Genomic DNA, 19577 nt, shown 5'->3' with positions numbered 1-19577 from the left:
AGGGTAGATTAAATCACATGAGACCAGGCAGAACTTGACGGAGAAAAATCCGAGAAAGATAAACTTTCTCTACTTGGGAACATTAAATTAGTATCCACGGATCTTAATGGGGCGATGCTTTCAGGATCAACAAGAGCTATAGTTATTGGAAGTCTGGACTTACTTTCGGGGAGTACGGTTTCCATTGCTAAAGATTCTACAGCTTGAAGAAAAGCCGTTTTAGAAAGAGTTTTTGTAGCATGTAGAGCCTCTGGACTTAGACCTTTTACAACTCCCAAAGGAGAAACTAAAAGGCAAATCCCTTCCCTACTAACCACACGAGAAACTGTAACTCTTTCTATTGCTGCTTTGAAAGCTTCAATATATGTTTCTGTATATACTGGGAGCAAAGAAGTACACTCATGGGCTTCACCCTGTCGCAATCCGGGAATATGTGTATACAGCACTTCTTGAGGCGTAGGCCCTGGAGTGCAATCTGGCCATGGGGCAGCAACTATTTTTTCCTCAGAATAAGAAGTTTTTAAAAAACTTTTCACACCCTCTAGCATAGCCTTAGGCAGTTGAAAGACTTCCTGATATTGAGTTTCGGTTTCTAACTGATTGTGTCTAATTGCGTCTAAATCCAATTCCCGAATTAAAATCGTCCCGTTCTTTTTAGCAGACCTTTTTTCTAAAATTTTTTTTAGATTATCCTTAGTCCCCTCACAGATATAAATATTTCTATTTATTTGATGACAGTATACACCTGGAGACAGAAAACGCCACTTCCACAATAAAGAAAGGTATTCTCTCTCTGTTATCGAAGAAACGTTATGTTTTCGGTAACGCAATTTTGGAATTTCTATACGCGTCCACGCTTTTCCATATTGGCAATACGCAATGATAAACAAGAGAATTCCGAGGATTAATAATCCGATACATGGGAAAAAGGTCTGACACATACTCGCAGCCAGTATACTACAGGAAAACGCTGCTGTTCCCAAAACAGAAAAAATCCCCGAAACAACCTTTTTAGCTGCGTGGCGAGCAGTAGGAATGTAATGAACATTGCCTTTTTCTTTTGTACACATAAACGCAAGTTTCGGAACATACCCAAAACATATTCGAGGCAATTTCATTTAAAACACCTCATAAGTTTCTAGTATTAGTCTCATAACTGAAAAACAACTATTTCTAAAACGCAATTAAAGTATAACAAATCAAAGACATAAAAAACCTCCAGGAACTTTAAGTTAAAAAATTTATTGTCATTTTTTATAATTATTTAATTTTAAACATACTTTACATATATGTCTCTGGATGTTTGTTCTATAACAAAGAAGTAGAAAACAAAAAATTCCCTAGTCATATATTTTAGGGAATATGTTTACAAATGACTTCGGAATTTCTCTACTTTGCCAATGAAAAAATTAACTAACGCCTCCTAAATTCCCAAGCAAATTGTACTTGATCGAAATAAATAGAAATCTTCATTAAAATTGTCTCTGCAAGGCCTTATTGTACTCTTCAATATCTTTCGATTCAAGAATGTCAACTTGTCAAGATATGATGTTTCTTCTACTATGCCTCTCGGAGGTTCTAACTTTTTGAATTGTTTTCAGATGTTTTACATCCCGAAGAAAATGCAAAAACTCTTAGGCTTTTACTTTGGCTTAAGAAAAGGTTTCGCTGCTATTGTTCAGTCATAACTTATACTTCCACAACTAATGATGTAGATATGTCTCTCACCTTAAAACAGGCGGATCAAGCTAGTCTATCCATGCAGTCTCTACCGAAGCATGTTGCCATCATTATGGACGGTAATCGGCGTTGGTATCAACAACATCAAACGCAGTGCTCTGTTAAGCATTCTTCTGGGCATTACTATGGAGCTAAAGTTTTACCCAATATTATTGAGTCTGCTTTTTCCTTGGGTATAGAGGTCCTCACACTTTTCGCCTTCTCTACCGAGAATTTTCTAAGATCAGCTGAAGAAGTTGCAGAGCTTTTTTCACTCTTCCATTCTCAACTAGATGAACAGCTTCCCTACCTTATTGAAAACAAGATCCGGCTACGTTGTATAGGAAATTTGTTAGCCCTACCCCATTACTTGCAGCAACAAATTTCTAAAGTAACATCGGAAACCAGGGGACATGGGATTAGGGACCTTGTTTTAGCTATTAACTATGGTGGGAAAGATGAGTTGGTACGCGCATTTAAAAAACTACATCATGATTTAGTAAATAAAAAAATATCTTTAGACTCGGTTTCTGAAGAGTTAATCCAATTGTATTTAGACACTTCGGAAATTCCTGACCCAGATTTATTAATTCGCACTGGCGGCGAAATGCGTGTCAGTAATTTCCTCTTATGGCAAATAGCATATACAGAGCTATATGTAACCGATGTTTTATGGCCGGATTTTAAACCTTATCATCTTTTAGATGCCATTAAAGCTTACCAACACAGATCACGACGAGGAGGCAAATAGCCATGTTGAAACTGAATAAGTTCAAAACTCCCTTTTATGGAGATCTTTTTCAACGAGTTGTTGTACATTCGTTGGTTCTTACTTTCTTAGTACTGCTTCTTTATAGTTCTCTATTCCCTGTGACATCGTTCGCTTTAGGGTTTATCTCTGCGCTTTGTGGTGCTGTAGGGACGTATGAATACGGGACTATGGCTAAAGTAAAGATGCATTATGCATTCCGTTTATATAGTGCTATTGGATCTTTTATTTTTGTTTTAACCAGCTTTATTGCTATTCGCTGGCATCATGTACTTCCTGAATTTGTTTCAACACTCCCCTGGTGTTTCCTATTTGTTTGGATCGTCATTAACGTCTTTAGATCAAGAAAAAATACCTGTGGGCCCTTAGAAACCTCAGGAATCACCTTATTTTCTATGCTATACGTTGGTATTCCTATACGTCTGTTCTTGTATATACTGTATGGATTCATTCATACTAAGGAACCCTTTTTAGGGGTCTGGTGGGCAAGTTTCCTCATTGCCACAACAAAAGGAGCTGATATCTTCGGATATTTCTTCGGAAAAGCATTTGGTCAAAAGAAAATTACTCCTGAAATCAGTCCTCACAAGACTATTGTCGGTTTCGTCTCTGGATGTCTTGGAGCGACTTTAATTAGTATAGCATTCTTCTTACAAATTCCTGCTCGGTTTTCTGCTTTTATCACTATGCCCAGTATCTTGATTGCTTTGGGTGTGATTCTTGGAATTAGCGGATTTTTTGGCGATATTATAGAATCTATTTTTAAACGTGATGCTAAAATTAAAAATAGCAACCAATTAAAAGCAGTAGGAGGCACTTTAGATACTTTAGATTCTCTTCTACTTTCTACACCTATTGTGTATATTCTACTTTTGATTACGCAAAAATCTATGTTTCTCAGATGATTATTACAATAGATGGCCCCTCAGGAACAGGGAAAAGCACAATAGCAAAGGCTCTTGCAAAAGACTTAAACTTCAACTACTGCAATACAGGGGCGATGTATCGCACCCTGGCCTACACACACTTGTGTGAACCTTGGCAACACCTCTCGATTCAAGAACTTATTGACAACCCACCATTTTCTTTTTCATTTGTTTCCGGGCAACCCTTGGAAGCTTTTTTAGAGGGAAATCTTCTATCTGTAGAGCTAGGGACTCAAGAAGTTGCAAATGCTGCTTCAAAATTGTCTCAACTTCCTGAAGTACGTTTTTTCATGCACAAACTACAAAGAAAATATGCAGAATTAGGTAATTGTGTTTTCGAAGGAAGAGACATGGGTTCTAAGGTATTCCCTAATGCTGATGTAAAGATCTTTCTCACTGCGAGTGCTGAAGTGCGCGCTTCGCGAAGATTAAAAGATCTTCCCAATAATTCTCTTTCAAAAGAGGCTTTATATGCTCAACTAGTAAAACGTGATGAAACAGATAGCCAACGTACTCTCGATCCTCTAGTTATTCCGGAAGGAGCTGTTGTTTTAGATTCTTCAGATTTGACAATAAGCCAAGTTCTAGAGAAAATTTTAGCTTTAATTTCCCCGAAGTTGCCATGATATTTACAGTTTGTAAATTTCTTACTCGAGTTGTCTTTACCCTACTCTATAGACATAAAGTTTATGGAGTAAAAAAGAATCTTGTTAAAGGAGCCGCTATTATTGCTGCAAACCACAGTTCTTATTTGGATCCCATAGCTTTGCAATTATCTGTTCGTGGGTGTTTGCATCACCTAGCGCGTTCTACATTATTTAGTAATCGGTTTACTGGGTGGTTGCACCGAGAATGGGGGTCCTACCCTGTCAAAAAAGGGGGAGGAAATTCTGCAGCTTTTAAAGCTGCTTTCGAACTTTTTAAAAAGAAAAAAAAGCTCATTATTTATCCCGAAGGGGAGCGGAGCCCAACGGGAGAGCTACTTCCTGGAAAAGTTGGTGTTGGTTTAATAGCAATCAAAGCTCGCGTTCCCGTTATTCCTGTATATATTGGCGGGACCTATGATATTTTCAATCGTTATCGAAAATTTCCTAAAGTTTGGAAAACCGTGACCTGTGTTTTTGGCACGCCACTAATTTTTGACGATTTGATTAATAATAAAGCCATAAGTTCTAAAGAAGCTTACCAAATAGCCACAGATAGGATCATGAGCAAAATAGCAGAGCTAAAAACTTGGTATGAAAATGGTTGTATTGGAGAGGTTCCTTAAATGACTCTTCTTTCCTATTTATCCTCTTTATGTCGAGAAGCGATTCTATCGGCATTCCCTCAAATAGAAACTATCTCTCCTGACATCACACAATCAACAAAAGAGATTTTCGGCCATTACCAATGTAATGATGCGATGAAACTTGCCCGCACATTAAAAATACCTCCTAGAACCATTGCTGAATCCATAGTTAATCACATCTCCAAAAATAGTTTCTCCTCTATCGAAATTGCTGGTGCTGGATTTATTAACTTCACATTTTCAAAAGAATTTCTAAACCTAAGTTTACAGTCATATTCTCAAGACCTATCTTTAGGATTTCGTGTTAAAGATCCTAAAAAAGTTGTTATAGACTTTTCTTCTCCAAACATTGCTAAGGACATGCACGTAGGCCATCTACGTTCTACAATTATCGGTGATTGTTTAGCTCGCATATTTACTTTTGTTGGTAATGACGTTTTAAGATTGAATCACATTGGTGATTGGGGAACAGCGTTTGGCATGCTAATTACTTATCTTCAGGAAGAATCCTCTGAGGATATCGAAAATCTTGAAGATCTAACAATTCTATACAAAAAAGCACACGCTCGTTTTGCTGAAGATGCAGAATTTAAGAAACGATCACAAACAAATGTTGTTGCTTTGCAATCAGGAGACCCCAAAGCACTAAAACTTTGGGAACGCATTTGCGAAATTTCTGAACGAGCTTTTCAAAAGATTTACAATGTTTTAGACATTAACATAGAGAAACGCGGGGAATCTTTCTATAATCCTTTTCTTCCTGAGATTATCAAAGACTTAGAAAAGAAAAATCTCATCACAGTTTCCGATAATGCCAAATGTGTTTTTCATGAAGGTTTTTCTATCCCTCTAATAGTACAAAAAAGTGATGGCGGCTACAATTACGCCACTACCGATTTAGCCGCTATGCGTTATCGTGTAGAGAAAGACCATGCGGATAAAATTATTATTGTTACCGACATGGGACAGTCTTTACATTTTCAACTTCTTGAGGCTACGGCATTAGCTGCTGGATACCTTCCTAATAAAGAAGTCTTCTCTCATGTAGGTTTTGGCCTTGTTCTTGATTCCGAAGGGAAAAAATTCAAAACTCGTTCTGGAGAAAATATTAAACTCCAGGAATTGTTAGACATTGCTATAGATCAAGCTGTGGCTACTTTAAAAAAGCACCGTCCGGAGATGTCTGATGCAGAAATTACGGAACGAGCTCCTGTTCTCGGTATTAATGCTATCAAATACGCTGATCTTTCCTCTCATCGTGTAAGCGACTATATTTTCTCTTTTGAGAAGATGCTTCGTTTTGAAGGAAATACGGCAATGTTTATTCTTTATGGTTATGTACGTATCCAAGGAATAAAACGGCGGTTAGGCATTGAAAAACTTAGCTTAGAGTCTACGGCAAATATTCGAGAACCTGCTGAAGAGGCGTTAGCTTTAGCATTATTACGCTTCCCAGAAGCTATTGATATCACTCTTAAAGAGCTCTGCCCTCACTTCCTAACTGACTACCTTTATATGCTTACAAACAAGTTTCATGCTTTTTTCAGAGACTGCCATATTGAAGGATCTCCTCATCAAAAAGAACGTCTCTATCTTTGTGCTCTTGTTGAAAAGACCCTAGCTACGGGTATGCATCTATTAGGGTTACAAACTTTAGATAGATTGTAAGTTTAGAAAGCTACTGGATCCAAGGACAACAAGTGAATCTTTGCTCCCAAAGAATTAAGTTTGTCCACCCAATTGTAATATCCCCGATCTAACAACTGGGTGTTTTTTATTAAAGATGGGCCACCCTCTGCAATGAGGGCTGCCATAATATAGGCAAATCCCGCACGCAAATCGGGAATAACAAGTTGAGAAGCTTTCAGCGGTGTCACTCCGTGAATGACAGCACTATGGGGGAAATTGCCAGTTGCATAACGACAAGCCTTTGAGCTTAAACACTGGTAGAACAGCTCGCAATTAGCCCCCATTTGCTGTAAACCGTGTAAATACCCTAGCCGATTCTCATGCACAGTTTCATGAATCACAGAAGATCCTTCTGCCTGAGAGAGAAGAACTGAAAAAGGTTGTTGCCAATCTGTAAGAAATCCAGGATGTACGTCCGTTTCTAATACAACACCACCTTTTAATGGTTCGTTATAAAAGAATTCGATTCCTGTTTCTGTCACTGAAAACCCTCCTCCTATAGACCGTAAGGCTTTAAGAAAAGGAATCATCAGATATTGCTCGGCATTTTCTACAAAAATGCGTCCCCCAGTAAGCACGGCAGCCATACCAAACGAAGCAACTTCTATCTTATCGGGGATCACCCAATGATCTACATCATAAAAATCATCACAACCAAAAATTTCTATAGTCCTATCATTATCTGTAGTAATCTCCACTCCTGCTTTTTGTAAAAACAAAATAAGATCCAAGATTTCTACTTCTAAAGCAGCGTTCTTGATGATCGTTCTGCCTTGAGCACGGACAGAAGCTAATATCAAATTCTCAGTAGCTCCTACGGAAGGGTAAGGAAGAGTAATATAAGCCCCGATAAGACCTTTAGGGGCAGCAGCTTGATATCCACGACCATCATAGACAACCTTTGCTCCTAGCCGTTCTAAACCGTCAAAATGAAAATTTAGAGTCCTTTCCCCTATAGCATCTCCCCCAACACAGGGGACCATAACACCTTCCGGACAACGAGCTAGTAGAGCTCCTAATAATAAAATAGGAATACGATTTACCCGAGAAAACTGTGCGGACACTTCGGACATATGAATCTCAGGCGTATGAATTTCTATGACTTCTGCTTGTTTATCCCAATGTACTATAGAACCTAAAGAACGGCACAATTCAACAGTTAAACGTACATCTCCTATATCAGGGACATTACGTAAAACGCATTTGCGATCCGATAATAATGACGCAACAAGTAACTTGGTTGTAGAGTTTTTTGCCCCAGATACCCGCACAGAACCTTCTAACACACAACCACCAAAAACTTCAGCTGCTGTCATTTCTTACTCCTCATTATCGCTTTCGCTTCATCTTAAAGAAACGTTAACTCCACCCAAAGTTATTTTTCCACGCAAACTTTTCATTTTTTTAACAAATCTCTCTAATTCACAATAGTTAAAATTATTAAAACAAAAGTTGGTTTAATTATTTAAATAAAACTAGAGATATTAATAAATAATTTGTTTTACAATCTAATTAAAATAGAGTTTTTTTATTTAGTTGTTAAATCATGTCGAGTCCAATTAATAATCAGTCTATAACGAATGTCGCAACTACTACGACCACAACTCCTGTAGTAACGACTTCAACAACCTTCGGGGGACATGTTGTCTCTACTACAGGGACTGAAGCTGCGGAAACAACATCGCAGACTGTTAACACAGCAGCAGAGCAAGCCGTATCTCAAGCAGAGTCCGACTCAGGAGCGGTAGTTTTTACAACTGAAAGAAGTATATCAACAACATCCCCATCTACAGGAAGCGTTGGGACAACTGCTACAGCAGCAAATGTATTAGGGTCTCAGATTCTTGGACTTGGAAGATCTAGAAGCGACAGTACATCCAGTAGTGATAGTGACGCCTTATCTGATATTTCAAGCACACCCTCATCGCAAAACTCAGGAGACATTAGTAGTACAGAAGATCTCGCAAGCGCTTCAGGAGATTTGGACTTAGGAGACTTAGCAGGGCTTCGAGGGACAGAAGCTGCCGACGGTGCGGAAAGACCTGATGGTCCTGGTGGTCTGCCGAGCATGGAGCTACCTAAATATGATCCTACTGACAAAGCCTCTATTATCAGGTTCCTATCCACCCCTTCTGTACAGGCGAAATTACAGACAAAAGCTAATCACATCGTCTACATGGACGAGTCTCGCGGAAGTTTTATTTTCGTAAGAAACGGTGATTGGAGTACTGCAGAATCCATAGCTGTAACTAATGGAAAAACAAAGGAGCCGATTACAGACGTTAAAGATCTAGAAATGTGTATCGCAAAGTTTTGCGTAGGCTACGAAACTATGCAAGCAGATTGGACAAACAACATCCAACCACGCATAGCAGGACAAACCGGAGAAACCGGTAATTATAATCACCTGCTTATGAGCATGAAATTTAAAACCACTGTTCTCTACGGCCCATGGAATGCCAAAGAATCGAGTGGCAATTATACACCTTCTGTATGGCGTCGAGGAACTAAATGTGATTCTGGAGCCATCTGGGGTGATGTTGGTGGTCTGAAAGGAATTAACTGGAATAACGTACAAAGACCAAACGAGGGCACTTTATTCTCTCGAGAAACTCCCTCCCCCACTCAACAGCAACCACAACCTATTCCTTATGCTCAACCTGTTATCAACGTTAACTTGGGAGGCATCAGTACTAGTGTAAACGTAACTGGTGGAACAACAACGACTACCGTCAACTCAACAACTACGCAACCTACAGACACCTCTGGAAATGGTATTAATAATGACCAAAATGTAGACGATGCAAACCTTGACGATGTAGAAACAGAAAGTACCGGCACTCAAGAAGAGCCTAGTATTCACTTCTTTGATGAAGGCAGTGGCGTTGATAACTTGGAACCAGCTCCTCCTGTACCTCCTGGACCTCCTGGACCACCACCACCAACTCAAGGGGGTGTTAATATTACAGGAATGCCAAAAGAAAGCTTGCAGCAAGTTCTGCAAAATGTTCGTCAACATTTAGATACAGTCTATGATCAAAATGGCGCACATCACCAAGGGAACCAAGATTTGGGTACTGTTGTCAGAACATCGGAAAATGGTACCTACAAACCTACAGTATTGTTAAATAATAACCAAGGTGGTGGGGGCGGAGTAGTCCAAAGACGAGAATCTAATGATAATGAAGGTGGCGAATTAGGAAATATCTTGGGTCGTGTCCGTGAGCACTTGGATGTTGTTTATCCCGAGGGCAGTAAAGGAGAGGCAATTGTTGTAAATCAAAATCTAGGGGGGGTAATTCGAGACATTGAAGCAGGCAAAACTCCAAAGCCTACTCAACCTGAAGGAATATTCTTTGCAAAACGAGTGAATGTAGACGAAAATGGAAAGATCGTTGGTAATAACTCCAGAACAGAGACTGGATCACGCACAAATAATTTAATGGGAGCTACATCTGGAGATGGCCCCGGAGGCTTAGAACATTTATTACCTCAGCTACGAGCCCATCTGGATGAATCGTTTGATCCCCAAGGGAACCTAATTACCCCTCAAAAAACAAACGTAGGGAACCTTATTAAAGCCTTCCAAGAGCGGACAGGATCCGGTGGTATTGTTGCACCAGTGCCTGCCCAAGCTACGGTAATTACAAGCAGACCTGTCCAACAACAATCTGCAACAATTTCCGTACTTTCGGAAGCGCAAACAGCCGAGACAGCCGCTCCTCGAGAAGCTCCCGATCTCCATGGTGCTGCTCGAGATGTAGCAAGTAGTTTATCTAACTTATTAGAAACTGCGACTCCCTCGGCGGGCAGGCAAGTATCCACCCCAGCTCCACAACAACAGGTAGCCTCGTCGACTCCTGTAACAGGATCTAGACAAACAGCAGCTTTGACAAGAAGAGAAGCTCCTTCAGGCATTCTCGAAGCAGCTGGGAACGTCACACAAGCGTTAGGTAATGTTGCTAAAAAACTTCAGATGTTCGAACAGGGATCACGACTACTACAAAAAGCTCTTGACAGCGCCGATACTGAATCTACGCAAGGGAAACAGCTAGCTGATGCGGCAAGAAACCTGACCACACAGTTATCCAAAACGTTATCTAAAGCTACGGGATCTCCTCCCCCACCACCTCAACGACGCTCGTAGACTATAGACACCTAAGGCTTTTCTCTAATATAGAAAAGCCTTAGGCCATGTTATGGTATACCTCATCAACATCATCAATCTTCTCTAACCATTCAATCAAAGCAAGATTTGCTTCACCGTCTTGTTCATCGCAATCTACGAGACGTAAAGGAACATAAATCAGCTTTTCCTCAGAGCATGACACACCTAATGCAATTAACTTCTCTTTTACAGAGGCTAATTCTACAGGGTCACAGAGTACAAGGGAATGCTCATCATCATCATTATCAAGATCTTCAGCTCCTACATCAATTACATAAGATAGTAATACAGCCTCATCTATTGAACTCTTAGGAACGTAACATGCTCCCTTACGAACAAAGTTATAAAGAACACTGCCTGGTTCAACCAGAGATCCTCCTCGCTTATTCACAGCTATACGCATATCAGAGGCAGTGCGATTTTTATTATCCGTCATAGCTTCCACGATAATCCCCACACCTCCATGACCATAAAGCTCATAAGTCACATTTTCAAAATTCTTCTGATCTGCAGAAGTTGCTTTCTTCAGGTTTCTTTCAATATTTTCATTGGGGATATTTTGATCTTTCGCTTTTTGTATGACCATACGTAAACGCGCGTTTGTTTTAGGATCAGGACCACCCATTTTCACAGCTGCCATTAACTCTTTTATCGTTCGGGAAAAGATTTTTCCCCTCTTATGATCAGCTCGTTCTTTACGATATTTTGTATTTGCCCACTTACTATGTCCTGCCATCTTTCTTACCTATTCTTGATTTATATCCTTGCAACAATACGTAAATATTTGCTTTTTCCCACGCTATGGCACTTTCATATAACGGAAAACGCTTCTCGCATTCTTTAAATTTCTTCCCATGAAAAATCGTTCTTCCAGAAGGAGAATACTCAAGAGGAACTACGCTATGGACCATTTCATGGTAAATAATATATTCCATAAAAAATAACGGAATATCATCACTATCTAAAGAACGGTGTATGCGTATCAGTTTTTCTTCCTCATGATAAGATCCTAAAACCGCCCTAAGCGCACTACCTGACCGTTCACGACCAAACCACCCGATTTTTAAATTCAAAAAACCTTCAAATAATCTCAAATTTAAATCTTGGTATATTTTCTCTAAATTATACACTTTCCCTGGAGTGTAATCGACAGGAATAGAAGATCTTATAAGCTGAGGACGGACTATTTTTGACGGATTCATGGAACAAGATTTAGAGATAAGACGTGCTCGAAAAAAATTTTTAAGAAGTTTACGAATTTTCTGAAACGACATGCAACACTAGGACTTGCTAATATATTCTAGCAAAACCACCTAAAGTTGTTTTTCCATGATAATTTTTGCAAGATACCCTATCTCATCTTTATAAAAATGCTTTTGTCTTCCCACCTCAATAAAACCAAAACGTTTGTACAATGCTATAGCCGGGTTTTCTTCATACACCTCTAAGTAAAGGATCTCTAAGTGAAAACGTGTCTTTGCTAAGTGACAAAGATTATTCAATAACGCAGTTCCTACACCTTTATTCCGATAAGGTTCACCAACAATAATAGAAACCAATGCATGATGAGATACTTTAATATAAGGGTTTAAAATAAGAGTAGCTACTCCAGCAACTTTGCCCTCATACACAGCAGTCAAGCTGCTATGATAACGATAAAAACCTACCCAAAAGTTTACGCTATCATGAATTTCTTCTTCCGTCTTTAAGGGGAACCCTCGAAGTATCTTAGGATCATTTAACCATTGTCGCATGTACACAGCATCACTAGGAAGTGTATAACGTATATCTAATCCAGGGACTCCTGTGTCTTTGTTCTCTGTCATGAGATTTCTCCATACTCTGCTAAATACGCTTTGATGAAATCGTCTAGCAATTCTCCGTCCATCATAGCCTGAACATTACCAGTCTCATGTCCTGTGCGTACATCCTTGACCAGAGTATAAGGCTGAAAGACATAATTACGAATTTGCGAACCCCAAGCAATTTCTTTTTTATTTTTTCTATCAAGAAGCTGCTTTTCTAAGCGTTCTTGAAGAATTTGTTGATATATTCTCGCCCGTAGCATCTTCATACAACTCTCGCGGTTCTGAATTTGACTACGTTCACGCTGACAAGAAACAATGATTCCTGTCGGTATATGAGTAATTCTTACCGCAGAATCCGTAACGTTAACATGTTGTCCCCCAGCCCCTGAAGATCGGAAGGTGTCTATGCGCAAATCATTCGGACGGATGTCTATCTCTATCTCATCATCAATCTCAGGATACACATCTACCGAAGCGAAACTTGTGTGACGTTTAGCATTACTATCAAAAGGAGAAATACGCACAAGTCTATGAACACCTCGCTCAGCCTTAGTATAGCCGTAAGCATAGTCTCCGGAAAACTTTACAGTAACGTGCTTACTCCCGGCGACATCACCTTCTTGACGATCTATAACTTCTACTTTCCACTGATGTTGTGCAGCCCAACGACAATACATCCTAAAAAGCATTTCTACCCAATCACAGGATTCTGTACCACCAGCACCAGCATTAATTGTTAAGAAACAAGGATTCTTATCGACTTCTCCAGAAAGCAAACGCTGAGTTTCCCACTCTGAAAGGATGTTCTCACAAATAGCGAATTCTTTTTCTAAATCTTCTCGAAGTTCAGGATCCGAAGAAACATCGTCATCATTTAAGAAAAACGCTAAATTATCAACTCTGACTTTGAACTCTTCATAATGGGTAATCTGTCGTTTCAACGACGCGATGCGTTCCGAGACTTTCCCAGCACTCGTGACGTCTTGCCAAAAGTCTTCTTTTAAGGTCTGTTCTTCTAAAATGGAAAGCTCTTGTCTCTTACCTTCAAGGTCAAAGAGACCTCCCGGCTAATGCCAACCCGGTCAACAGGCCTTCTAACCGTTTATCTAAACTTTCATACATTACACTACTCTCAAAAAGGCTTAATATTAGAATTCTAGAGAAGCAAAAACAATAAAGTCAACGTGTCCTACCGCCTAGAATTTTTCTAAAATTTCTTTCTTGGTTACTTCTTATTCCTTACTTTCCCTTAACCCACTCCAGATTGGCATCTAAAGCCTTAATAACGAGTTGTAGAGGAGTGAATTCTGTTTTTTTGTTTTGACGAGAAACCTTCCTGAAAGATAAAAAAGTTGCGATGAAGAGCTTGTGTCTCTTCGTACCACCTTTACTAGGAGTAACCGATGAGTCAAAAAAACAAAAACTCTGCTTTTATGAACCCTGTCAATATCACCTCCGATTTAGCAGCTATCGTTGGCAAGGGCCCCATGCCCCGCACTGAAATTGTAAAAAAAGTATGGGACTATATCAAACAACGTAATCTACAAGACCCCAAGAATAAAAGAAATATTCTTCCCGACGAAGCCCTAGCTAAAGTCTTCGGTTCTAAAAACCCTATCGATATGTTCCAAATGACAAAAGCTCTCTCCTCTCATATCATAAAATAAAGTCAAGAGTTGGCTCTCTTTCAGGATCCTCGTCCTCTAGGACGAGGAGAAAATGTATTTATAGTGTTGCTGTGGTCTTAGCTTCTTTATCCTTAGCTGTTGGGGTTCCTCTAGCTGCCTTTTCATGGGCAAATTTTATAGAGCCGAATTGTCTACAAACATCCTGGTTAACTTGGAAGCTGCCTAAAAAGTACTCTCATCTTCATGGATTGCGCATAGCTCAAATTTCTGATTTACACTTTCATAAATTCGTTCCAAAAAAATTTCTTAAAAAGGTTTCTTTAAAACTGGCCAATTTTTCTCCTGACATTCTCTTGTTTTCTGGAGATTTTCTTTGCCGAGCACAAATCGAAGACCGCCCGCGACTAGAAGCTTTTTTAAATACTTTACATGCCCCTTTAGGGACATTTGCTGTGCTTGGAAATCACGACTACCAATCATACATCTCCCGCAATAGCCAAGGGAAAATAGATATGATTTCGATGAAAAATAGCCAACCGTTAAAAAGAGCTTTCGTTTCAATAAGCCAAGGGCTTTTTGGTTCTAGAAGCTATGAATACGCCCCGAGTCTTGAACAGCAAGAACCTAATACAGAACTTTTACATTTACTAAAAAATACTCCTATTCGCCTACTACATAATGAAAGTCTCCAAATTCCCGATATGTTAAACATAGTGGGATTAGGAGATCTGTTTGCTAAACAATTTGAACCAGAAAAAGCGTTTTTCAACTATAATCCAACCTTGCCTGGCATTATTCTCTCTCATAATCCTGATACTGTGTACCAACTATTAGATTATCCTGGTGATATTATATTCTCTGGCCATACTCATGGACCACAAATTTCTATCCCGTGGCCGAAGTTCGCTAATAAGATTATAAATAAAACTTCTGGATTAGAAAATCCTGATCTAGCTCGGGGCCACTTCTTCTTTTCAGAAGAAAAAAAACAACTATATGTAAATCGTGGTCTTGGAGGGTTTAAAAGGTTACGCTTTTGCTCTCCTCCTGAAATTTGTTGTGTACGGTGTATATATGGATCCTAAATGTTCTTTGATTTTACTTAGTGGGGGTAAGGGAGAACGGTTTGGAGCAAATCAACCCAAGCAATACCTGCCTTTTCAAGGGGAACCTCTCATCCTCCATGCATTAAAAATGGCATTGCGTATCCCCGAAATCTCAGAAATTATTGTTGTTTGCGATGTAAACTACGAAAGTATTTTTGAAGGTTATCCCGTAAAATTCGCCAGATCAGGGACACGTCGTCAAGATTCTGTATTTTCCGGACTACAACAAGTCTCGCATCCTTGGGTTTTAGTTCATGACGGTGTACGACCTTTTATCTATCCCGATGAAGTTACAGAACTTATCACAACAGCACATCAAACGGGAGCCGCAACGTTAGTCTCTAGCGTTCCATATACCATCAAACAACGTAATCCTGTAAAAACTTTAGACCGAGATGCGTTATCCATTGTCCATACACCTCAATGCATCAAGACACAAATACTCTTAGAAGGCCTTGAACTGGCTAATAAAGAGAGAATTACTCTAGTTGATGATACACAAGCTGTGGAACTTCTTAACTTGCCTGTTGCTTTAGTATTCAATAAACATCCACAGATAAAAGTTACTTATCCAGAAGACCTAACCTTAGCTCATGCTTTGTTATGACACAAATCGTTATACTCTTAGCCTACCAGGGAACTGCCTATGCTGGGTGGCAAAGACAACTTAATGATCTCTCCGTACAAGAAGTTATAGAGAATTCCTTAACAAAGGTGGCAGGGAAGCGTATTATTGTGACTTCTTCTGGTCGTACCGACGCAGGAGTCCATGCCTTTGGTCAAGTTGCTCATTTTTCACAACCTGACCACCCACTATTTTCACAAGCTTCAGGCATTAAAAAAATGCTTAATGCTATTTTGCCCAAAGATATAGTTATTCGCGACGTTGTTCTTGGAGACGATAAATTCCACTCGCGATTTTCAGCTATCGCTAAAGAATACCGCTATTTACTAACAAGATCTCCAAAGCCCCTCCCCTGGGAACGTTATTTTTCCTATTATCCACGACATAATCTAAAAACAGATCTTATGCAAGAGGGGGCTAAGTACCTACTAGGGACTCAGGATTTCGCGTCTTTTGCAAATCACGGACGTGACTATACCTCAACTATAAGAACGTTATTCAACTTAGATATTGTAGATAATGGAGAGACAGTAACCATCATCTGTAAAGGCAGCGGATTTTTGTATAAAATGGTAAGAAATATTGTTGGATCTCTATTAGATATTAGCAGGGGAAAATATCCTCCTGAATACATTCAAGAGATATTAATACAGAAAAATCGTAGAAAAGGGCCGCCAGCAGCTCCTAGCCACGCCCTATCTTTATACCACGTATGTTACCCTAAACCCTATAATTGGTTCTGTACTCCAGAGTGTAACATCAACTCTTTAAAAGAAGAAAAATAATAAAAATCCTTATTATAGAAATCTTTGTGACTGTCTCGAGATAATGGCATAATAGCATTCACAGCGATCAGCGTTGCTGGAATACCTGAAAGGGCTCGCAAGCCTTTCACACTATCTTCAAAACCCACAACCTTTTCTCCTTCTTGAACAAAAGCCTGATAGGCATATTGATAGCTGTCAGGATACGGCTTAGGCCGGTCATAGTCTTCTCGTGTTACCCAAAATTGAAACTGATTAAGAATTGGTATAACCTCACAAAAACGCTGCGTCACCACATGTGAAGAATTTGTCACTACTCCGATAGTTTTATTCTCAGCTAATAGGAACTGTAAAAAATCTTCCACACCAGGAAGTAGGGGAGGAACTTCAGTTTGTATTAACTCCTTATAGATACGTTCGCGATCATAAAAACACTGTGGAAAAAAAGACTCGGTATCAGGGAAAAGCTCCAAAAACTTCTGTTTGAAAACTTCTCTTCCTAACATTGAAAATAAATAATATGTAGAGAAATCCATAGAGGTATCTAGTCCACGTTCTCTACACGCTGTTAAAAATGCTCGGTAGTATAAAGGTTCGGTATCAATGACCAAACCATCAAAATCAAAAAAGAACACCTGATAATCATGGATATTCATGGCTACCTTAACTAATATCACCTTGTATTTTTCACTAACTACATACAACAAATCTAAAACATAGTTAAATAAGTTTAGAAGTTAGGCTTTACTTTCTTAAAACAACTACGCGGAATTCTACCCCATGCTTAGGATTCTTATTAATATAAGTTTTGGATTATTGTTATTTCCTCTAATCTGTGCGTGTTCTACTGCAACAGAAACATCACATAGACACATACGCGCAGGAAGAATTACATCACAACAGGGGCACTCTGTCATTATATACCCAGAAATAAAAGCCACCCCCCCACCGAAATACCACTGGCCGACTCCACAACAATCGGTAATTACCGCTTACTCATTTCATTGCCACGGCTCCTTAAGTGCTAAGGAAACAGAACAGGGAACTCTCTATGACTGTGATGGATTAAATCATAGTTTGTGTAAAAAATTTTCTATACACCCAAGAATCATCGACATTACGCGTCTACTACACAAACAGTACCCACTATCTATAGTGGAAGGATTCTGTTGTCATAAACATTTCCGTTTTTTAACAGCTTCCGGGGGATCTCTATCTACCAAGCATCTCTCTGGGGATGCCTCTCTTTTGTTTACAGAGAAAGATATCCGTCTGGAGACACTCAGCTCTATCTTAAGTCCTCTTTATAAAAAAAAATACATCTATCCCTGCTTTATAGATTTCACTACTACGAAGACCACCGTCGGGAATGAGGAATTCCTCATTACCCTAATACCAAAGGATACAGGGAACTACTTATCCATAGAAATGTTGTATGATCTAGAAACAACAAGGCCTATAGAAGTCCCTCCATCTCCCCTAACTTAAGAGATTTCCCTTGCGCTTATTAGAAAAGAAAACGTACAGTGTAGTCTCACTTTGTGCCGGCGTGGCGGAATGGTAGACGCGGTAGACTCAAAATCTACTCTTAGCAATAAGGTGTTGGTTCGAGTCCAATCGCCGGCATAAGTTTTTTTCTTAGTTTTTTCAGGTTGCTAATAAATTCGTTAGTAGTTTTTTTTAAGAAAAGCTATATGCCGAACCGGTTGCTTCCTATGAAAGAACAAGCTCTCCTACTCCTCCTAAAAAAAAAGAAAGGATTTTTCTTAGCTATTCTTGATCTTACAGAAACCGAGACTTCGCTCACTCCCATAGAACTTGAAAAAGTATTGCAGCAGAAAAAAACACTCCTATCTTGTATAGACAAGGTTGATAACGAAATTAAGGAATTTCGGCATAGTTTTACTTCAGTACTTCCCCAAGATATTCAAGATGAGCTCTCCGACATTCGAGGAATCATCACAAGAATCCTTGATACGGATAAACTCAATTATCTACAGAGAAAAAAAGAGTTAGGGATTTATGAGCAACAACGATTGTAAGTCATATTCTTCGACACAGGAGCTGATGGAGATCAAATCTCGCATCACACAATCGTATAAAGAAGCAGACACAATTCTCACAGCAATTCCCGATGGAATTATCCTCATCTCAGAAGTAGGCAATATCCTCATTTGCAATTCACAAGCTCGAGAAATTCTCGGTATTCCTGACGAACTCGAAATACTACACAGACCCTTCACAGATTTTTTCCCAGAAACCTTCTTTGGATTTTCCCTAAATGAAGCTCTCTCATCTCTTCCTTCACCAAAAACTCTACGCCTAACCTTATCAAAAAACGATCAGGATCGCGATGTAGAGATATTCGTAAGAAAAAATTCTTTAAATGGTTTCCTCTTCTTATTAATTCGAGATCGTTCTGAATATAAACAATTAGAAAATGTTATCGAAAGATATAAAAATATTGCAGAGTTAGGGAAAATGACGGCAACCTTAGCGCATGAAATTCGTAATCCTCTGAGTGGTATTGCTGGATTTGCCTCCCTATTAAAAGAAGAACTCCCCTCTCCACGTCATCAACGCATGTTATCCTCTATCATTGATGGAACTCGTTCCCTTAACACACTAGTTTCATCCATGCTGGAATACACGAAATCACAACCGCTAAATCTCAAGGCTATAGACCTACAAGAATTTTTCTCTTCACTCATCCCTCTACTATCGATCACATTCCCCTTTTGTAAATTCGAACGTGAAACCTCGGCCTCTATAGTCCGTTCTATAGATCCTGATAGAATGAATAGCGTAGTATGGAATCTTGTAAAAAATGCTGCAGAAGCCACGGAATCTCCTATGACGTTGACATTACACACATCAGGAGACATTTCGGTAACCAACCCGGGCCAGCTCCCTCAGGAGATTTTTGATAAGCTATTTATTCCTTTTTTCACAACAAAAGCCCAGGGGAACGGTTTGGGGCTAGCAGAATCCTTAAAGATCATGCGTTTGCACGGTGGTGATATTCACGTAGAAAATGCTAACGCGCATGTCACTTTTACTTTAAAACTTCCCTAACCCCAAAAC

At 39.4% G+C, this 19577-nt stretch carries 20 protein-coding genes and 1 tRNA gene; 14 read left to right on the top strand and 7 right to left on the bottom strand.

Annotated elements, in window-relative coordinates:
- Positions 1–8 precede the first annotated feature (8 nt).
- The gene (locus E1N70_RS02910) at positions 9–1118 is read right to left on the bottom strand and encodes a hypothetical protein (protein WP_131744051.1); all 1110 of its coding nucleotides are present in this window, start codon (positions 1116–1118) and stop codon (positions 9–11) included.
- 599 nt (positions 1119–1717) lie between these two features.
- Here E1N70_RS02910 and E1N70_RS02905 point away from each other — a divergent pair.
- Genes E1N70_RS02905 through argS form a run of 5 tightly spaced genes read left to right on the top strand, consistent with a single transcriptional unit; the run spans position 1718 to position 6373 of the window.
- On the top strand, positions 1718–2470 hold the full coding sequence (locus E1N70_RS02905) for an isoprenyl transferase (RefSeq protein ID WP_131744050.1): 753 nt from the start codon (positions 1718–1720) through the stop codon (positions 2468–2470).
- A gap of 2 nt (positions 2471–2472) precedes the next feature.
- Positions 2473–3393 carry a phosphatidate cytidylyltransferase gene (locus E1N70_RS02900; protein ID WP_131744049.1) on the top strand — a complete coding sequence of 307 codons (921 nt, stop codon included), beginning with the start codon at positions 2473–2475 and terminating at the stop codon, positions 3391–3393.
- A complete protein-coding gene (gene cmk, locus E1N70_RS02895; RefSeq protein ID WP_131744048.1) occupies positions 3390–4040 on the top strand; it encodes a (d)CMP kinase in 651 nt (216 codons plus the stop codon). Before E1N70_RS02900 ends, cmk begins: the two co-directional genes overlap by 4 nt.
- Positions 4037–4684 carry a lysophospholipid acyltransferase family protein gene (locus E1N70_RS02890; protein ID WP_131744047.1) on the top strand — a complete coding sequence of 216 codons (648 nt, stop codon included), beginning with the start codon at positions 4037–4039 and terminating at the stop codon, positions 4682–4684. The genes cmk and E1N70_RS02890 overlap by 4 nt, the downstream gene beginning before the upstream one ends.
- Positions 4685–6373, top strand: coding sequence for an arginine--tRNA ligase (gene argS / locus E1N70_RS02885; protein WP_131744046.1), 1689 nt, complete (start codon positions 4685–4687; stop codon positions 6371–6373). It begins immediately after the preceding gene.
- A gap of 2 nt (positions 6374–6375) precedes the next feature.
- On the opposite strand, the gene murA is transcribed toward argS, so the two are convergent.
- Entirely contained in the window at positions 6376–7710 is a 1335-nt protein-coding gene (gene murA / locus E1N70_RS02880) for a UDP-N-acetylglucosamine 1-carboxyvinyltransferase (RefSeq protein WP_131744045.1), read from the bottom strand.
- Positions 7711–7940: 230 nt separating this feature from the next.
- Between murA and tarP the strand changes: the two genes are divergently transcribed.
- The gene (gene tarP / locus E1N70_RS02875) at positions 7941–10541 is read left to right on the top strand and encodes a type III secretion system actin-recruiting effector Tarp (RefSeq protein WP_131744044.1); all 2601 of its coding nucleotides are present in this window, start codon (positions 7941–7943) and stop codon (positions 10539–10541) included.
- 40 nt (positions 10542–10581) lie between these two features.
- Here the strand turns inward: tarP and E1N70_RS02870 are convergent, their stop codons facing one another.
- The 4 genes from E1N70_RS02870 to prfB all read right to left on the bottom strand — a co-directional run bounded on the left by E1N70_RS02870 (position 10582) and on the right by prfB (position 13492).
- Entirely contained in the window at positions 10582–11298 is a 717-nt protein-coding gene (locus tag E1N70_RS02870; RefSeq protein ID WP_131744043.1) for a YebC/PmpR family DNA-binding transcriptional regulator, read from the bottom strand.
- On the bottom strand, positions 11285–11836 hold the full coding sequence (locus E1N70_RS02865) for a M48 family metallopeptidase (RefSeq protein ID WP_131744042.1): 552 nt from the start codon (positions 11834–11836) through the stop codon (positions 11285–11287). The genes E1N70_RS02870 and E1N70_RS02865 overlap by 14 nt, the downstream gene beginning before the upstream one ends.
- A gap of 39 nt (positions 11837–11875) precedes the next feature.
- Positions 11876–12388, bottom strand: coding sequence for a GNAT family N-acetyltransferase (locus E1N70_RS02860; RefSeq protein WP_131744041.1), 513 nt, complete (start codon positions 12386–12388; stop codon positions 11876–11878).
- Positions 12385–13492, bottom strand: a protein-coding gene (gene prfB, locus E1N70_RS02855) for a peptide chain release factor 2 (RefSeq protein WP_165478212.1) whose coding sequence is annotated in 2 segments (ribosomal slippage) — positions 12385–13422 and positions 13424–13492 — 1107 coding nt in all. Because the reading frame shifts where the segments join, the coding sequence is not laid out codon by codon here. Before prfB ends, E1N70_RS02860 begins: the two co-directional genes overlap by 4 nt.
- 281 nt (positions 13493–13773) lie before the next feature.
- Between prfB and E1N70_RS02850 the strand changes: the two genes are divergently transcribed.
- The 4 genes from E1N70_RS02850 (at position 13774) to truA (ending at position 16514) form a co-directional block, all read left to right on the top strand.
- Positions 13774–14037 carry an SWIB/MDM2 domain-containing protein gene (locus E1N70_RS02850; RefSeq protein WP_131744039.1) on the top strand — a complete coding sequence of 88 codons (264 nt, stop codon included), beginning with the start codon at positions 13774–13776 and terminating at the stop codon, positions 14035–14037.
- Between the two features lie 71 nt (positions 14038–14108).
- Complete coding sequence (lpxG, locus tag E1N70_RS02845) at positions 14109–15083, top strand: UDP-2,3-diacylglucosamine diphosphatase LpxG (RefSeq protein ID WP_131744038.1); 975 nt, start codon at positions 14109–14111, stop codon at positions 15081–15083.
- A complete protein-coding gene (ispD, locus tag E1N70_RS02840; RefSeq protein ID WP_165478211.1) occupies positions 15073–15711 on the top strand; it encodes a 2-C-methyl-D-erythritol 4-phosphate cytidylyltransferase in 639 nt (212 codons plus the stop codon). Before lpxG ends, ispD begins: the two co-directional genes overlap by 11 nt.
- A complete protein-coding gene (gene truA / locus E1N70_RS02835) occupies positions 15708–16514 on the top strand; it encodes a tRNA pseudouridine(38-40) synthase TruA (RefSeq protein ID WP_131744036.1) in 807 nt (268 codons plus the stop codon). The genes ispD and truA overlap by 4 nt, the downstream gene beginning before the upstream one ends.
- On the opposite strand, the gene E1N70_RS02830 is transcribed toward truA, so the two are convergent.
- Positions 16457–17149 (bottom strand): HAD family hydrolase, encoded by a 693-nt coding sequence (locus tag E1N70_RS02830; protein ID WP_131744035.1) that lies wholly within the window; start codon positions 17147–17149, stop codon positions 16457–16459. The genes truA and E1N70_RS02830 overlap by 58 nt on opposite strands.
- Positions 17150–17273: 124 nt before the next feature.
- Here E1N70_RS02830 and E1N70_RS02825 point away from each other — a divergent pair, with 124 nt between their 5' ends.
- The 4 genes from E1N70_RS02825 (at position 17274) to E1N70_RS02810 (ending at position 19568) form a co-directional block, all read left to right on the top strand.
- Entirely contained in the window at positions 17274–17981 is a 708-nt protein-coding gene (locus tag E1N70_RS02825; protein ID WP_208638293.1) for a hypothetical protein, read from the top strand.
- 55 nt (positions 17982–18036) lie between these two features.
- Positions 18037–18119, top strand: a tRNA-Leu gene (locus E1N70_RS02820).
- A gap of 89 nt (positions 18120–18208) precedes the next feature.
- A complete protein-coding gene (locus tag E1N70_RS02815; RefSeq protein WP_208638304.1) occupies positions 18209–18535 on the top strand; it encodes a hypothetical protein in 327 nt (108 codons plus the stop codon).
- Positions 18536–18560: 25 nt separating this feature from the next.
- Positions 18561–19568, top strand: coding sequence for a two-component system sensor histidine kinase NtrB (locus tag E1N70_RS02810; RefSeq protein ID WP_208638303.1), 1008 nt, complete (start codon positions 18561–18563; stop codon positions 19566–19568).
- Positions 19569–19577: the final 9 nt, after the last annotated feature.

This window comes from Chlamydia buteonis, assembly GCF_900634605.1.
Taxonomy (GTDB): Bacteria; Chlamydiota; Chlamydiia; order Chlamydiales; family Chlamydiaceae; genus Chlamydia; species Chlamydia buteonis.
This window is presented reverse-complemented; position numbering and strand designations above follow the sequence as displayed.

What these genes read in the sequence shown, in the direction of transcription:
- E1N70_RS02910 (WP_131744051.1), bottom strand. Translation starts at nt 1,118, where the DNA reads ATGAAATTGCCTCGAATATGTTTTGGGTATGTTCCGAAACTTGCGTTT.
- E1N70_RS02905 (WP_131744050.1), top strand. Translation starts at nt 1,718, where the DNA reads ATGTCTCTCACCTTAAAACAGGCGGATCAAGCTAGTCTATCCATGCAG.
- E1N70_RS02900 (WP_131744049.1), top strand. Translation starts at nt 2,473, where the DNA reads ATGTTGAAACTGAATAAGTTCAAAACTCCCTTTTATGGAGATCTTTTT.
- cmk (WP_131744048.1), top strand. Translation starts at nt 3,390, where the DNA reads ATGATTATTACAATAGATGGCCCCTCAGGAACAGGGAAAAGCACAATA.
- E1N70_RS02890 (WP_131744047.1), top strand. Translation starts at nt 4,037, where the DNA reads ATGATATTTACAGTTTGTAAATTTCTTACTCGAGTTGTCTTTACCCTA.
- argS (WP_131744046.1), top strand. Translation starts at nt 4,685, where the DNA reads ATGACTCTTCTTTCCTATTTATCCTCTTTATGTCGAGAAGCGATTCTA.
- murA (WP_131744045.1), bottom strand. Translation starts at nt 7,710, where the DNA reads ATGACAGCAGCTGAAGTTTTTGGTGGTTGTGTGTTAGAAGGTTCTGTG.
- tarP (WP_131744044.1), top strand. Translation starts at nt 7,941, where the DNA reads ATGTCGAGTCCAATTAATAATCAGTCTATAACGAATGTCGCAACTACT.
- E1N70_RS02870 (WP_131744043.1), bottom strand. Translation starts at nt 11,298, where the DNA reads ATGGCAGGACATAGTAAGTGGGCAAATACAAAATATCGTAAAGAACGA.
- E1N70_RS02865 (WP_131744042.1), bottom strand. Translation starts at nt 11,836, where the DNA reads ATGTCGTTTCAGAAAATTCGTAAACTTCTTAAAAATTTTTTTCGAGCA.
- E1N70_RS02860 (WP_131744041.1), bottom strand. Translation starts at nt 12,388, where the DNA reads ATGACAGAGAACAAAGACACAGGAGTCCCTGGATTAGATATACGTTAT.
- E1N70_RS02850 (WP_131744039.1), top strand. Translation starts at nt 13,774, where the DNA reads ATGAGTCAAAAAAACAAAAACTCTGCTTTTATGAACCCTGTCAATATC.
- ispD (WP_165478211.1), top strand. Translation starts at nt 15,073, where the DNA reads ATGGATCCTAAATGTTCTTTGATTTTACTTAGTGGGGGTAAGGGAGAA.
- truA (WP_131744036.1), top strand. Translation starts at nt 15,708, where the DNA reads ATGACACAAATCGTTATACTCTTAGCCTACCAGGGAACTGCCTATGCT.
- E1N70_RS02830 (WP_131744035.1), bottom strand. Translation starts at nt 17,149, where the DNA reads ATGAATATCCATGATTATCAGGTGTTCTTTTTTGATTTTGATGGTTTG.
- E1N70_RS02825 (WP_208638293.1), top strand. Translation starts at nt 17,274, where the DNA reads ATGCTTAGGATTCTTATTAATATAAGTTTTGGATTATTGTTATTTCCT.
- E1N70_RS02815 (WP_208638304.1), top strand. Translation starts at nt 18,209, where the DNA reads ATGAAAGAACAAGCTCTCCTACTCCTCCTAAAAAAAAAGAAAGGATTT.
- E1N70_RS02810 (WP_208638303.1), top strand. Translation starts at nt 18,561, where the DNA reads ATGGAGATCAAATCTCGCATCACACAATCGTATAAAGAAGCAGACACA.